The 14,643-nt window shown below is 56.8% G+C and carries 11 protein-coding genes and 1 tRNA gene; 10 read left to right on the top strand and 2 right to left on the bottom strand.

Annotated features, from left to right (window positions below; genetic code table 11):
- Positions 1-23 precede the first annotated feature (23 nt).
- The 5 genes from rpmG to rplK all read left to right on the top strand — a co-directional run bounded on the left by rpmG (position 24) and on the right by rplK (position 1,919).
- A complete protein-coding gene (rpmG, locus tag P8935_RS21290) occupies positions 24-173 on the top strand; it encodes a 50S ribosomal protein L33 (protein WP_150173272.1) in 150 nt (49 codons plus the stop codon).
- Positions 174-286: 113 nt separating this feature from the next.
- A tRNA-Trp gene (locus P8935_RS21285) sits at positions 287-362 on the top strand.
- A gap of 49 nt (positions 363-411) precedes the next feature.
- Positions 412-708, top strand: a complete 297-nt coding sequence (gene secE / locus P8935_RS21280) for a preprotein translocase subunit SecE (protein WP_348262322.1) — start codon at positions 412-414, stop codon at positions 706-708.
- Positions 709-734: 26 nt separating this feature from the next.
- Positions 735-1,319: a transcription termination/antitermination protein NusG gene (gene nusG / locus P8935_RS21275; protein ID WP_348262321.1), complete on the top strand. Its 585-nt coding sequence runs from the start codon at positions 735-737 to the stop codon at positions 1,317-1,319.
- A 162-nt stretch (positions 1,320-1,481) separates the two neighbouring features.
- Positions 1,482-1,919 (top strand): 50S ribosomal protein L11, encoded by a 438-nt coding sequence (gene rplK, locus P8935_RS21270; protein ID WP_348262320.1) that lies wholly within the window; start codon positions 1,482-1,484, stop codon positions 1,917-1,919.
- Between the two features lie 324 nt (positions 1,920-2,243).
- Here rplK and P8935_RS21265 read toward each other — a convergent pair whose 3' ends face one another.
- Positions 2,244-5,234 carry a M14 family zinc carboxypeptidase gene (locus P8935_RS21265; RefSeq protein ID WP_348262319.1) on the bottom strand — a complete coding sequence of 997 codons (2,991 nt, stop codon included), beginning with the start codon at positions 5,232-5,234 and terminating at the stop codon, positions 2,244-2,246.
- A 363-nt stretch (positions 5,235-5,597) separates the two neighbouring features.
- Between P8935_RS21265 and P8935_RS21260 the strand changes: the two genes are divergently transcribed.
- Positions 5,598-5,933: a hypothetical protein gene (locus tag P8935_RS21260; RefSeq protein WP_348262318.1), complete on the top strand. Its 336-nt coding sequence runs from the start codon at positions 5,598-5,600 to the stop codon at positions 5,931-5,933.
- Between the two features lie 82 nt (positions 5,934-6,015).
- On the opposite strand, the gene P8935_RS21255 is transcribed toward P8935_RS21260, so the two are convergent.
- The gene (locus tag P8935_RS21255) at positions 6,016-6,963 is read right to left on the bottom strand and encodes a hypothetical protein (protein ID WP_348262317.1); all 948 of its coding nucleotides are present in this window, start codon (positions 6,961-6,963) and stop codon (positions 6,016-6,018) included.
- Between the two features lie 343 nt (positions 6,964-7,306).
- On the opposite strand from P8935_RS21255, the gene rplA reads away from it, so the two are divergent.
- From rplA to rpoB, 4 genes are all read left to right on the top strand, one after another.
- Positions 7,307-8,017: a 50S ribosomal protein L1 gene (gene rplA, locus P8935_RS21250; RefSeq protein WP_348265364.1), complete on the top strand. Its 711-nt coding sequence runs from the start codon at positions 7,307-7,309 to the stop codon at positions 8,015-8,017.
- 167 nt (positions 8,018-8,184) lie between these two features.
- Entirely contained in the window at positions 8,185-8,718 is a 534-nt protein-coding gene (gene rplJ / locus P8935_RS21245; protein WP_348262316.1) for a 50S ribosomal protein L10, read from the top strand.
- A 195-nt stretch (positions 8,719-8,913) separates the two neighbouring features.
- Entirely contained in the window at positions 8,914-9,291 is a 378-nt protein-coding gene (gene rplL, locus P8935_RS21240) for a 50S ribosomal protein L7/L12 (protein ID WP_348262315.1), read from the top strand.
- A 722-nt stretch (positions 9,292-10,013) separates the two neighbouring features.
- Positions 10,014-14,495 carry a DNA-directed RNA polymerase subunit beta gene (gene rpoB / locus P8935_RS21235; RefSeq protein ID WP_348262314.1) on the top strand — a complete coding sequence of 1,494 codons (4,482 nt, stop codon included), beginning with the start codon at positions 10,014-10,016 and terminating at the stop codon, positions 14,493-14,495.
- Positions 14,496-14,643: the final 148 nt, after the last annotated feature.

Genomic DNA, 14,643 nt, shown 5'->3' with positions numbered 1-14,643 from the left:
AGCACTGATCACTGGAGTTTGAAATGCGGGAAATTGTGACATTGCAGTGCACTGAGTGCAAGGAGCGGAACTACTCGACGACGAAGAACAAAAAGACGACCACAGGCCGTCTCGAGTTCAAGAAGTTCTGTAACCGCTGCCGCAAGCATCAGCCGCACAAGGAAACGAAGTAAAGCAGTCATTAGCCGCTAGCTTCTAGCTACTAGCTCATACATCGGAGAGCAAATCATTCGCACTCGTCGCGATGGAGCTAATAGCTAGAGGCTAGAAGCTACCAGCTGCTTTTAGGGGCGTAAGCTCAACGGCTAAACTGTCGGTCTCCAAAACCGAACTTGGGGGTTCGAATCCCTCCGCCCCTGCCAGATTTGTAGGTTGCCCCCGGCATGACCCTGGGGGCAGAGGATTGGAAGTATGGCAACAGAATCAGCGATCAAAAAGGGCGACGACCATTCCGCGAAACGGCAGGAGCCGAATGCTCTGACCAACTTTTCCGGCGGCGCAATGACTACGTGGAGCAACTTCACCCACTTTCTTAGCGATGTGCGCGCCGAGATGAAGAAGGTAGTCACGCCCACGCGGAAAGAAGTCGAGTCCACCACGACCGTCGTGATCATTACGGTGTTCATCTTCGGATTATTCTTCTGGGTGACGGACAGCATTTTCAGCAGGGCCCTTCAGGCTGTACTCCACAAGATGGGCGCACAATAATGGCGCAGCCGCGAATCGAGACAAAGATGGCAGAAGAAATCGAACAGCCCGCCGAGCAGCCACAGCCGGAGCGGAACCCGCTTTTCAAGTGGTACATCCTCCACGCCTACTCTGGATTTGAGCGCAAGGTGCGCGAGTCCATCGCCAGCCGCGTTGAGGCTTTTGGCCTTAAGGATAAGGTCGGCCGCGTAATGATTCCCACCGAGCCGGTGACGGAGATCATCAACGGCAAAAAGCGCACGGTGGAGCGCGTATTCCTGCCCGGCTATGTGCTGGTCGAGATGGATCTCGACAACAACCTGTGGCACGTCTTGAAAGACACGCCCAAGGTTACGGGCTTTCTGGGCACGGGCGACAAGCCAGTGGCACTCTCCGAGGAAGAAGTGAGTTCCATCCTCTTCCGCTCTGAGACGGCTAAAGAAAAGCCGCGGATGAAGATCAAGTTTGAGAAGAACGAGCAGGTCCGCATTACCGATGGACCCTTTGCCAACTTCAATGGCGTGGTAGACGAGATCAACGAAGATCGCGAAACAATGAAGGTCATGGTGACCATCTTCGGCCGCTCGACACCCGTTGAACTGGAGTTCAGCAAAGTCGAAAAGATTGAGTAGTTGCAGCTTCCAGCTATTAGCTTCTAGCTTCTAGCCGATGGGTCACCTAGCGACCGTCGGTTTAAAAGCGAACGCTCAAGCAGCAACTCCAAAATTCGCATGAGAACGGACCAGCTAGCAGCGAGAGGCTAGGAGCTTATAGCTGGTTTCCAAAGGAAACCAATGGCACCTCCGAAGAAAATTACCGCACAGGTCAAGCTGCAGATCGAAGCAGGCAAGGCCACCCCCGCGCCGCCGGTCGGTCCCGCACTGGGCCAGGCTCAAGTCAACATCATGGAGTTCTGCAAGCAGTTCAACGCGCGCACGCAGAACAAGGAGATGGCCGGACTCATCATCCCGGTTGTCATCACGGTTTATGCTGATCGCAGTTTCACCTTCATCACCAAGACGCCGCCCGCCGCTGTTCTGTTGAAGAAGGCAGCAGGCGTCGCCAAGGGCGCAGGCACTCCTAACAAGGACAAGGTTGGCAAGGTAACTGAAAAGCAGGTACGCGAGATTGCCACGCAAAAAATGCCCGACTTGAATGCCGCATCCGTCGAGGCGGCCATCAAGAGCATCAAGGGCACCGCTCGTTCCATGGGCATCGAAGTCGTAGGGTAAGTCCGGACTGGCTTACTTTGCTGTAAATTGAAAGGCCCTCCGTGCGGAGGGCCTTTCTGCGTTTGCAATTTGAATTGCACCGCCAGGATTCTCGTGCCAGCGCTTACTTTGGCGGAGCAGGGGTGAAGATCTCGCGCCGGGCTGGTTCGGGCTTCGGTTTCGGTTTCGGCGCCTTCTTGGCTTCTTTTCTACCTTTGTCTTTGCTTCCCATGACAGAAAGCATGACACAAAATCCCATTCCGCGAAAAGCCCAAACTGCTACCGCGACCCTCCCTTGCCAATCCGCAACCGACCCGGCTCAAGTGCCCAGAACCGGGTGTCGGCTTACTTCTTTTCGTCCTTCTTCTCTTCCGGCGCGGCGGCCTGCCGCTCCAGGTGATCGTGATTCAGGATTGCGTTAAACACCAGGGCATAGTTCCCGATCGTTTCGCCGCGATAGATCGGGTTATTGCCGAACAGCAGCACGCTGCCCTGCCCAAGATGCGCAGTCACCACAACTGCGTGTTCCGCAATTGACCCGCCCTTATCGAGGAGGCCATCGAGTAGCAGGCCTTTGTTGTCAGCGAAACGCAGAATCACCTGAGGCCGCATCGCTTCGGGGATGACTGAAAAGTTATTGCGCGTTTGCTCCTCATTTAGCTTCTTCGCCTCCCAGGGCTGGACTTTTTCCAGCGCCTCGGCCTCAATCGCTTTGCGTCCCAGGGGTTCGTCATTCTCTTCGAGACTTCCGCGGCCCGTCGGACGTTCAGCATAGGGATCCATCAACATACGCCCACCCGCACGACCCAGGGTGTTGCTGATGTTGAAGGCCATTCCATTAGCGCTGATTACGGGCAGATTCGCCCCGTATCCTGCAGCGACGGGATTGTCTTTCGCCACGAACACCGTATTGAGTACTGTGCCCACCACGCGTGCATCCCCGTGCGGCACTGTGCTGACCCCAGGCGCGAGGCCCGTGTCGATCGCAAACTGCGCGGTGTCTTCGCAGGTGATCAGCAATCCGCCTTGCTCCACAAATTTCTTCAGATGTGCCAATCCTTCATACCCAAGGCCGGGACGAATGTCGTCAGTAGAGTCGCCTCCGTCTTCAAGATTTGGAGTCAGCTCAGACTTCTTCCACGGCATCGCGTTGTTCCACATCGGCAGTCCGTTGATGATGTCGAGCGAAGACGATCGCCCAACCGGCGCGAAGATGATGACGTCGTACTTCGAGCGCAGGTCATCCTGCTTTGCGACAGTCTGTGTACTCATGTAATCGAATGGAATGCCGGCGTTGTCGAAAGCGTACCGCCACCAGCCTTCAGTCTGCGTGGCAAGCCATGTATGCATGAACGCGATACGTGGTGCCACAACATCCTGCATCCCGACTGAAGGTGCCGCGCTCAGGTGCGAGCCGTCGAGCGCGAGATCGTGCAACGCGTTGGCGATTTTGTCGTCTGCGCCGCTGATCACTAGCGAGCCCGCAGCGAAGTGCTTCCCATCGGAGTCGAAGCCTTTATCGGCGGCCTGGATCTTTGCGCCCTTCAGCTTGTAAATGAGCGAGAGCAGCGATACCTGCCCCGTGTTGTTCACGGCGATAACAGAACCTGTGCCATCGAGTTTGCCGGCCAGTGACGCCGGATCATCGATGGGCTTCATGCCTGCTTTCAGGATAGACGCGTCCGACACCCGCACGACCTTGACGTTAAACAAGTGCGGGAACGACCAGCCTGTATCGTCGTACGGATGCTTCTGCGGATCGTCCGGCGCCCAGAACTGGCGATCGAGCAAGGCATCGGCGATGCGCGAGTATGGCTGATCCATACGCACAACAATGCTGCCCGCCGGAAAGCTCTGCGGCTTGGGTTTGTCGCTGCGCTTCTCGCCAGCCACGTCCGCAGTAGCTGCGTCAGACAGTTGCTGGATCTCGACGTGCTGGCGCTTCAGAACCTTCAATAACTCAACTTCGCGATTCGTTGCGGCAGCGTCGGGTGGAATCACGTAAGCCGCAGGGCCTTCCAGCGTCGGCTTCTGGATCGAACGCTTGCTCTTGGTGTAGTAGTTCTCGAGGAAATGGTGCGAGTGCTGCGCGAAGTATGAAATCGTCGAAAGCAGAGCACTCTGTTCGTAGTTATTGTTGTCGCGCTGCGACCAGGTGACGATCGGCAGCGGAGGATTCTGCCGGTACCAGGTGCGCGAATATTCTTCGGGATCAAGAATGCGCTTTTCGGTATCCGCGCCGCCGTTTCCAAACGTCTCGTATAGCCGGCTGATTCCGTTATGCATCGCGGCCAGAAACATCAGGTATCCGGGACTCCACGTATCGAAATCGCCGTGGGTAAACACGCCGGGCATGCCGAAATTCTGCATCTGTGCCACGTTGTTCCAGCCCAACTCCGCCCACTCATCGGCCAGCAGCGGATCGACCCATGCGTTGTAAGGGCCATCGCCCACAGTGTTGTCATAAAGGAAGGGAACGGATTCGTGCAGATCGTGCAGCACCTGCGCGTGCCAGTCGAGGTAGGTATCGAGCACGTTACGCGTCAGATCCAGCGTCATGCCCATGGCGTCGCGGTTGTTGTCGTGGGCAACGTAGTGGCCCCAGTAAATAAGGTGCGGCCACTTCTCGTTGGGATGTGCCTTGTGCCAGCGATAAATATCGACCATGCGGTCGCGGCCGTCTACTTCTACCACCGGCGTAATCAGCACCACCATGTGCGATCGGATGTACTTGATATACGGCGAATCGTCGACCGCGAGTCGATAGGCTAGTTCCATCAGTGCTGTGGGCGCGCCGGTTTCGACGGAGTGAATTGTTCCGGTAATGTAGTAGACCGGATACGACTGATCGATCAGCGTCCGGGCCTTCGCGTCATCGAAGTTGATGGTGCGCGGATCGCCGAGCTGGGCCAGCCTTTGTTTATTGGCGTCGGCATTCTTCAGCAAGTCGGCGTCGGCAATGGCCACGGCAATCATCTCGCGGCCTTCTTCCGTATGGCCGATGGTGACTACCTTTACACGCGGACTGGCGGCGGCAAGCAAGCGGAAGTATTTATAGACATCTTCGGCATAAGGCAAAATGTCGGGCGCGCCCGACACATCGCCGAGCACCTTCGATGGGGTCGGTACGGTCTTCGATGCGGGTAGGTAATCCACCAGCGGCGACACGAACGAGGGATCCGTTGTGTATTTCTGGATATGGTCGGTGTATTCCTTATCGACGGGTTGCTGGGGATCACGCGCGAAGTTGGCATTCAATGCCTGCGGGTGAAGGGATGCGGCGGCCGTCAGAATCCAGACAGAAGAAAAAACCAAGGACAACCGGGTGTGTCTCATAGACCTCTTCTCGCAAAGGTTTTCTGCGCACGTCGGACGAAAACGAGCGAATCCACAATAATTCGTCACGTTCACTTCCGTGCGTTGCAGAGGAGCGGCAGTGAAATTCGGCGGGCTTTCGTTGGGGAAGGAGCGAATTGAGTGGAGCCCATCCGGGCATTGCCGGCTTCAAAAAACTATACGGTATCGGGTTCAATTTCAAAAACGAAAGGTTGGCCAGGCAAAAGGCAGGTTTTCTGGTGCGGTGAACAGCAGCCGTCAGGATTTTGATATGCGACAAGCCGCCAGATTTGCAGACCGCTCTTTCCCGCTCCCGCCGCATCTCATCTAGGCGATCAGAAGCATCGCCAAGGAGAACTGATCATGACGGATTATCGCGTAAATCCAGGTGAAGTCGAAGAGGATCAATTCACCGCCGCAATCGAAAAGACCACATCCAGAATCCCAACCAGCGCCTATCTCGCACTAGCCCTAGGAGCGATGGCCGTATCAGCCACTTTTCAGGCCTTCAATAAGAAGCACGAATCCATGTTCGTGGGCCAGTGGGCTGCTCCATTTCTGCTCCTCGGTATCTACAACAAATTAGTGAAGCAACACGGATCCGACGGTCGCCACGGACGGGATGCCGGCTACATCGGATCGGCAGAACGCACCTATCGTTCGCCGGAATCTTCTTACACACACACGGCAGGAATCTAGCTCTTCGCCAATGCACGCAAAACAAAACAGGCAGGTGATTTCGAATCACCTGCCTGTAATTTTTAGAGCTGCTGAACGATCGTTATTCGCGCGCGCTTGCTGCGCTCGTAACGAAGACACGCTGCGGAGCGTCGACCTTAGCCGACGGAACCTTCAAGTCGACCTTCAACGATTCAACTTCGGGTTTTCCGCTCGACGGAGCCGAGAAGCTGAGTTCGTATTGATGGTTCAACCGGCGACGCAGATCTTGGAGGAACGGCTGCAGTGAAACCGGGTTTCCCATGCCCTCCCAGTAGCTGTGGCCACCAGTAGCTTGGGTCACCGTGAGAAGCAGATTCTGGCCGGCGTTGTTTTGGTACCAGGTGTTGTTGGCACGTCCCATGTCCTTCCAATAGATCGAATAGACAACGAGGCCCGCTCGAACTGAGTCATTAACGGCTGCGTCAACGTAGGGATCTTCGGGGTCATAAGCGCGGTCATAGTTGTCTACGCCGTCGGTCACCATTAATACTTCGCGGCGAGCAGTCCGGTCATGCGACGGCCAGCTCTTTGCCAAGTCAGACAGGCAGAAATACGGACTGGCGTTGGACCCGGGGAATCCGCTGCTCAGATGCAATCCCTTCAAAACTTCATCCGCATTGGAAGAAAGTTGGCTTGCGAAAACCGCTCGGCCGTTTTCCATGTAAGCGAGGGCAATCTTGGTGCCGGGAGGCATCTCTTTGACGAAAGTCTCGATGTCGTTGAACTGCGTGCCCAGGCTGCTCCGTGCTCCGCCGTCAATCAACAGCACCAACTCGACCGGGCTGTTCGACTCTTGTAGCGGCGTAAAGTTCATCACCGTCGAATCTTTGCCGTTGACCTTGAGCTTGAACCCTTGTGGAACCTGGCCAAGATTATCGTTGGGGTGAGACGGCAGTATCGTGACGACGGCTCGACCTTGGCCGGTCTGGTCAGTTTTCTGGCCAAATGTAGGGGAAGCCGCAAGAACGGTCCCAGCGGTCAGTGCTAAAGCTAATGCTATTCTTTTCATATACCTATTCCTCATTCGAGCGCCCGGTGGCAATAATTGATTTGCGAGCGCGATTCGTCTCGTCTTTCTTTTACTTAGATGCCTAAGTGTGAAATTTGTTGCGGGGTAAGCCGTAAGTTACTAATTTTGAGATCTTTAGATCACGTGAAAGAATGTGGGTCTTTGTTTGCATTTCAGATACCGTTCCGCTAATATTCATAGATGTGCCTGGAGGAAAACTCTAGGCCGTCAATAACACCACGGCATTTGAACCTGTTCGAGGGCGGAATCGCCAAAGATCAAAGGCGAAGAGCTTCCAGGTTCCCCGAAATTGGGGCTGGCAGATGCGGTGGGAGACGAGGAACTGATGGCAAAGATCAGCAAGAACATTGCTAAGGCGCGTGCGGCTGTGACCAAGCCCGCCTATCCGCTCAATGAAGCGGTCACCCTGCTCAAGCAAGTCAAGTACGCCAAGTTCGACGAAACCGTCGACCTCACCATGCGTCTGGGTGTCGATACACGCCATGCCGATCAGATGGTGCGCGGAACCGTTGTTCTGCCTCATGGCCTTGGCAAGACTAAGACCGTAGCCGTGATCGCCAGCGGCGATCGCCAGAAGGAAGCGCAGGAAGCCGGCGCGGATTTCGTGGGCGGCGAAGAAATGGTCGAGAAGATTCAGAAAGAGAATTGGACCGCATTCGACGCGCTGATTGCGACACCTGACATGATGAAGGTTGTTGGCCGCCTCGGTAAGGTTCTCGGCCCCAAAGGCCTGATGCCGAACCCCAAGACGGGCACCGTCACCCAGGATGTGGCAGCAGCCGTGAAAGAGATCAAGGCCGGTAAGGTGGAGTTTCGCGCCGACAAGACCAGCCTTGTGCATGTACCGGTGGGCAAGCTGAGCTTCGATCCGCAAAAGCTGATCGATAACGCGACCACGGTAATTTCATCGATCGTGCGCGCCAAGCCTTCGGCAGCCAAGGGCAAATACATCAAGAGCGTCACCCTGAGCTCGACGATGGGCCCCGGAGTTCCGCTGGATTCGGCAGTAGCCGACGCGGCCGGCAAGCACTAAAAGCCAGTGGACAGTGAACAGTGGTCAGAGAACAGTGACCGCGGGTTCAGCTTCAGTCCGAATATGGTGGGTTTTAAGAGATTTGAAGATAGAACGTTGATCGGGGCGGGTTTTAAAGACTGCCCACTGTTCACTGATCACTGTTCACTGTCGAGCGGAGCGAAGACATGGCTATTTCGAAGGCAAAGAAGACGGAGAAGGTCAAGCTGCTGGCTAAGGAGCTTGAGACCTCGACAACCGCAATTATCGGCACATTCAGCAAGCTGACTGTGGCTAAGGATTATGAACTGCGCAAGGTTATCCGCGAAGCGGGTGGCAAGTATCGCGTGGTCAAGAACAAGCTCGCGGCCGTTTCGAGCGAGGGTAGCTCGGTTGCTCCCGCGCTGAAGGGTCTCAAGGGCGTGAACTCGGTTGCGTTCACCTCCGGCGACCCGGTGGCGTTGGCAAAGGTGTTTGCCAAGTGGGCCGGCGAGAATGCGGAGTTCCAGTTCAAGCTCGGTATCGTTGATGGCAAGCTGCTGAGCGTGGAAGAGGTAAAGGCGCTGGCGAAGTTGCCGGGCAAGGAAGAACTCTTCTCTAAGCTGCTCTTCCTCATCAATGCTCCCGCGCAGCGTTTGGTCACCGTAATGAACGCAACGGGCCGCGACCTGGCAGTAGTCATCAACCAGGGCGTAGAAAAAGAAAAGTTTGCCGCGGCGTGAGCCGCAAGGTACTAGCTCCCAGCCTCTAGCTTCCAGCTAGTGTGGTCGAGGAGCTAGAAGCTGGCAGCTAGTAGCTGCTTTTAGGGTTTTGGCAGTAAATCAGGCGGGAAGTGCGCGGGTCTGGCGCGTCGGAAACTTACCGTTTGAGTTGCAGCCGGGAATATCAATATCAACGGATTGAATGGAGAAAAGACAATGGCGGATCTCGCACAGTTGGAAGAACAGATTGTTAGCCTGAGCCTGCTCGAAGCGGCAGCTCTGGTGAAGAAGCTTGAAGAGCGCCTCGGCGTCTCGGCGGCAGCAGCGGCTCCGGTCGCGGTTGCGGGCGGCGGCGGCGGAGCGGCAGCTCCGGCGGCAGAAGAGAAGACCGAATTTCAGGTCATCTTGAAGGATGCCGGCGCGAACAAGATCAACACCATTAAGGCTGTCCGCGAAGTTACTTCGCTCGGCCTGAAGGAAGCCAAGGACCTGGTCGATGGCGCCCCCAAGGCGTTGAAGGAAAGCGCGACCAAGGACGAGGCTGAGGCCATCAAGAAGAAGTTCGAAGGCGTCGCAACAGTCGAAATCAAGTAGTTTGGTACTAGACTTGCAAGACGAGCCGGGACGCGTTACGATAAACGTTGCGCGTCTTTTCGGCCCATGCTGGAATTTCCGCGGTTTGGGCGAAAACCACTACAGCGCGTCTTAATCAAGAGTCAAAGGGCACAAATGTTCGCACCCTCGCTGGGCCAAGCAGCTACGGGGCGAGCATCAACGCGAAGTTAAGTGCTCTCGTGTCAACGGGATATGCGGGTTTCCCAATGACGGGATGTCGATTGGCAGGCGGCGGCAGCAGAAGCGAGCTTTGGGATCGGCGATAGCATTGCAAGAAAAATCGGATGGGAGCATAGGCAGTAAGCCGCGCTCGTGAGGAATTGTGTCCTCGCGGGCATTTGTGTCTCTATCGTGGCAGATTAGGCCTTTCGGGCGAAATCTACCACCTATTTGCAGACATTCGAGTCGGGTCCACCGGCCAGTCTGCTCTCCGATTGTGCGCAGTCTAGCGCAACACCCTGAAGTACGACAACGCCTGTGGCGCGATCTTAACCGCGCCTCAATCAAGTAAACACGCTTGGCGCGGGGATTCCGGGAGTTCGGCGAAATGATCGCTGCGCCCCCAGGACGGGATTGGTAACTGGCAGGGCGCCAATCTGATTGATCGGATTTCTTTACGTAAACTGCTGGCGCCTCGAGACTCGGGTGCCGGCCCGGCGCGAACCAATCGCGCTGGCGTGAGTGAGACTCAGGAGTGATGCATGCCTAACGAGAAGCGCGCGATTCGCAGCCGGCTCGATTTTTCCAAGATTCCAACTGCAACCCAGATTCCTAACCTGATCGAAGTGCAGCGCCGCTCCTACGAGCGTTTTCTGCAGATGGACAAGTTGCCCAACGAGCGTGATGACTCAGGGCTCCAGTCGGTATTTGTTTCTGTCTTCCCCATTACCGACTTCCGCGGTATCTCGCAGCTTGATTTCGTCGACTACTCCATCGGCAACTGGGAATGCAAGTGCGGCCACCTTAAAGGTCTTCACCACCTGCGCACCGCCTGCACCCATTGCGGCGCCATGGTGATCACCGATCCGTTCCTTCCCGGCGACGTTCTCTGCCACAAGTGCGGCACGTACAACAAGAACGTTCCCGACTTCTGTAACAAGTGCGGCGACCCCGTCGGACTGCAGTTGAAGTATGACCAGCAGGAGTGCGAAGAGCGCGGCATGACGTTCTCTGCGCCGCTGAAGGTAACGGTCCGCCTCACCATCTACGACAAGGATGCGGAGACCGGCAACAAGACGATTCGCGACATCAAGGAGCAGGAAGTCTTCTTCGGCGACATCCCCCTGATGACGCCGAATGGAACGTTTATCGTGAACGGCACCGAGCGCGTGATCGTGTCGCAGCTCCATCGTTCGCCCGGCGTCTTCTTCGAGACGGCGAACAACCGCACCTACTTCCTCGGCAAGATCATTCCCTATCGCGGATCGTGGGTGGAGTTCGAGTACGACCAGAAGAACACGCTCTACGTCCGCATCGATCGCAAGCGCAAGTTCCTGGGAACGATCTTCCTGCGCGCGCTTGGCCTGCGTTCGGATGAAGAGATACTCAAGACCTTCTACACCATCGATCGCATCCACATTGCCAACGGCAAGCTGCACTGGGGCGTTGTTGCGGATCCCAAGACCTCTACGCACCTGCAGGGAGCAAAGCCGGCGCACGCCGTGCTCCACAAAGGCGAAGAGATCGCGCACTCCGGACGCAAGATCACGGCCAGTTCGCTTAAGGCAATCCGTGCCGCGAACATCGACAAGGTCGAGATCGAATCCGCCGAGCTTGACGGCGCTATCACTGCCGCCGACATCGTCGACCTCAACACCGGTGAAGTCATCGTCGAAGCTAACATCGAGCTCACCGCTGATCGCCTGCACAAGGTGATGGCCAGCGGCGCCACCAGCTTCGAAGTGTTCTTCCCTGAGCGCGACGACGTGGGCAACATCATCACCAACACGCTGAAGCGCGACTCCGTTCACAAGCCGGAAGAAGCGCTCATTGAAATCTACCGTAAGCTGCGTCCGGGTGATCCGCCGACGCTTGACACCGCGACTGCGCTCTTCGAAGGCATGTTCTTCGATCCGCGCAAGTACGACTTCTCGCGCGTAGGCCGTCTCAAGTTCAACATTAAGCTCTACGAGAACCAGGACGCGACCCACCTCGATCACCGCACGCTGACGCCGGAAGATTTTTACGGCACGATCCGGTACCTGCTCAAGCTGCGCAAGAACATCGGCATGGTCGACGACATCGACCACCTTGGCAACCGCCGCGTTCGCGCAGTCGGCGAATTGATGGAGAACCAGTTCCGCATCGGCCTCGTCCGCATGGAACGCGCGATCAAGGAAAAGATGAGCGTGTATCAAGAGCTCTCGACGGCGATGCCGCACGACCTGATCAACGCCAAGCCGGTCATGGCTGCGATCCGCGAATTCTTCGGTTCATCGCAGTTGTCGCAGTTCATGGATCAGACCAACCCGCTATCCGAGATCACGCACAAGCGGCGTCTCTCGGCTCTTGGGCCGGGCGGTTTGTCGCGTGAGCGCGCGGGATTCGAAGTCCGCGACGTGCACCCGACGCACTACGGCCGTATCTGCCCGATTGAAACGCCGGAAGGTCCGAACATCGGCCTCATCAGTTCGCTCAGCTGCTTTGCGCGCATCAACGAGTACGGATTTATCGAGTCGCCTTACCGCAAGGTAAAAGACTCGCGCATCCTCGACTACGTTGAGATCGTCAACGCCGGTGAAAGCGGATTGCGTGTCGGCGACCACATCGAGAAGGAAGAAGCGATCAAGCTGAATGCTTCGCTCAAGAAGGCGAACAAGCGGCAGATCGATTACATGCCGTTCAGCTTCTACCTGTCCGCGTGGGAAGAAGACAAGCACACCATCGCGCAGGCAAACATCGAGTTCAACGCCGAAGGGCAGATCACTGAAGACCTGGTGAATGCCCGTCGTCAGGGGAACTTCGTGCTGGTTAACCGCACCGACGTTGACTACATCGACGTTTCGCCGAAGCAGCTCGTCTCCGTAGCCGCATCGCTTGTGCCGTTCCTCGAGCACGATGACGCGAACCGCGCGTTGATGGGTGCAAACATGCAACGCCAGTCGGTGCCTCTGCTGGTCGCAGAAGCTCCGCTGGTGGGTACCGGCATGGAAGGCGTTACGGCCCGCGACTCGGGCGCCGTAATTCTGGCCAAGCGTAACGGCATCGTGGATTCGGTCGACTCCGAGCGCATCATCGTGCGCGTCGAAGGCGAGCACCATCCCACGCAGCTGTCGCGTGAAGTCGGTTCCGACATCTACACCCTGATCAAGTTCAAGCGCTCGAATCAGAACACCTGCATCAACCAGAAGCCGGTTGTGCGCGAGGGCGAGCGCGTCATTAAGGGACAGGTCATCGCAGACGGTCCTTGCACCGAGCAGGGTGAGTTGGCACTGGGACGTAACGTCCTCGTCGCCTTCATGCCGTGGCGCGGTTACAACTTCGAAGACGCGATCCTCATCAGCGAAAAGCTGGTGCGTGAGGATTACTACACCTCGGTTCACATCGAGGAATTCGAGATCGAAGCTCGCGACACGAAGCTTGGACCCGAAGAAATCACCCGCGACATTCCCAACGTCTCTGAGCATGCGCTGCGCGATCTGGACGAGAGCGGCGTGATCCGCATCGGCGCCCAGATCAGCCACGGCGACATCCTCGTCGGCAAGGTAACCCCGAAGGGTGAAACGCAACTCACTCCGGAAGAGAAGCTGCTGCGCGCCATCTTCGGCGAAAAAGCCGGCGATGTTCGCGACGCCTCGCTCACGTGCCCTCCGGGTATCGAAGGCACCGTGGTCGATGTCCGTATCTTCTCTCGCAAGGGTCAGGAAAAGGACGAACGCGCCAAGCTGATCGAAGCTGATTATGTTGCCAAGCTCGAAAAGAACCTCGGCGACGAAATCCGCATTTTGACCGACGAGCGCCTCAAGCGCCTGGAAGGAATTCTGGGAGCCAAGGAAGTTCTCGCCGATCTGCACGATGAGCGGACCAACAAGCGCCTGCTGACCAAGGGCGCTCTGCTTGACCGCGAAACCATCGAGCGCATCTCGACCAAGAACCTCAAGCGTATCCGCTACAACGACAAGGATCCCCGCGTCAATGAGCAGATCGATGAGATCGAAGAGATGACCTCGCGCCAGATCGAAGTGCTGCGCAAGATCACCAATGAGAAGATTGCCAAGCTGCAGAAGGGCGACGAACTGCCTCCTGGCGTCATCAAGCTGGTCAAGGTCTACGTTGCCATGAAGCGCAAGCTGTCAGTCGGCGACAAGATGGCCGGCCGCCACGGTAACAAGGGTGTAATCGCGCGCATATTGCCCGAAGAAGATATGCCGTATCTGCCCGATGGCACACCCGTGGAGATCGTGCTCAATCCGCTCGGCGTTCCGTCTCGTATGAACGTCGGACAGATTCTGGAAACGCACCTCGGCTGGGCCGCACATGCGCTGGGCGCCAAGATCGCTGCACTGATCAAGGCCAACAGCGACGTTGAGGCAACGCGTGAGCTCATGAAGAAAGAGTTTGCCGGAACCGCAACGCTGCGCCAGCTGCTTGAGCTCGATGACGAGATGCTGCTCCGCGTTGGAGCCGGCATGAAGCGCGGCATCTGGTTTGGTACCGCGGTGTTCGACGGCGCCAAGGAAGACGAGATCAAGGCTCTGCTGGCTTCGGCCGGTCTGCCTTCCTCGGGTAAGACGGCGCTTTTCGACGGCATGACCGGCGAGCAGTTTGAACAGCCAGTCACCGTGGGCTACATCTACATGCTCAAGCTCTCGCACCTGGTCGACGACAAGATTCACGCTCGCTCGATCGGACCGTACTCGCTCATCACGCAGCAGCCGCTGGGTGGCAAGGCGCAGTTCGGTGGACAGCGCTTCGGCGAAATGGAAGTATGGGCCCTCGAAGCATACGGCGCCGCTTACATCCTGCAGGAGTTGCTCACCGCTAAGTCCGACGACGTATATGGCCGTACGAAGATCTACGAGGCCATCGTCAAGGGTGAAGCGGCAATCGAGCCGGGTGTGCCGGAGTCGTTCAACGTGCTCATTCGCGAATTGCAGTCGCTGTGCCTCGACGTGGAACTGATCAAACGCGCGGACCTGCTGAAGAAAGCGCCCGTGCCGGAAGTTGCAGCAGTCGCTGATTAAGACAGCTTCCAGCTTCTGGCCACCAGCTTCTAGCTTTCCTGAACAGAGTGGATAGGGAAGTCAGAACTGGATGAGCTAGGAGCTAGCAGCTAGAAGCTTGTAGCTGATTTTCGTGGTCCTTCTTGAAAGCGGTAACCACCGCTTCCCG

The organism is Telmatobacter sp. DSM 110680 (assembly GCF_039994875.1).
Taxonomy (GTDB): Bacteria; Acidobacteriota; Terriglobia; order Terriglobales; family Acidobacteriaceae; genus Telmatobacter.
This window is presented reverse-complemented; position numbering and strand designations above follow the sequence as displayed.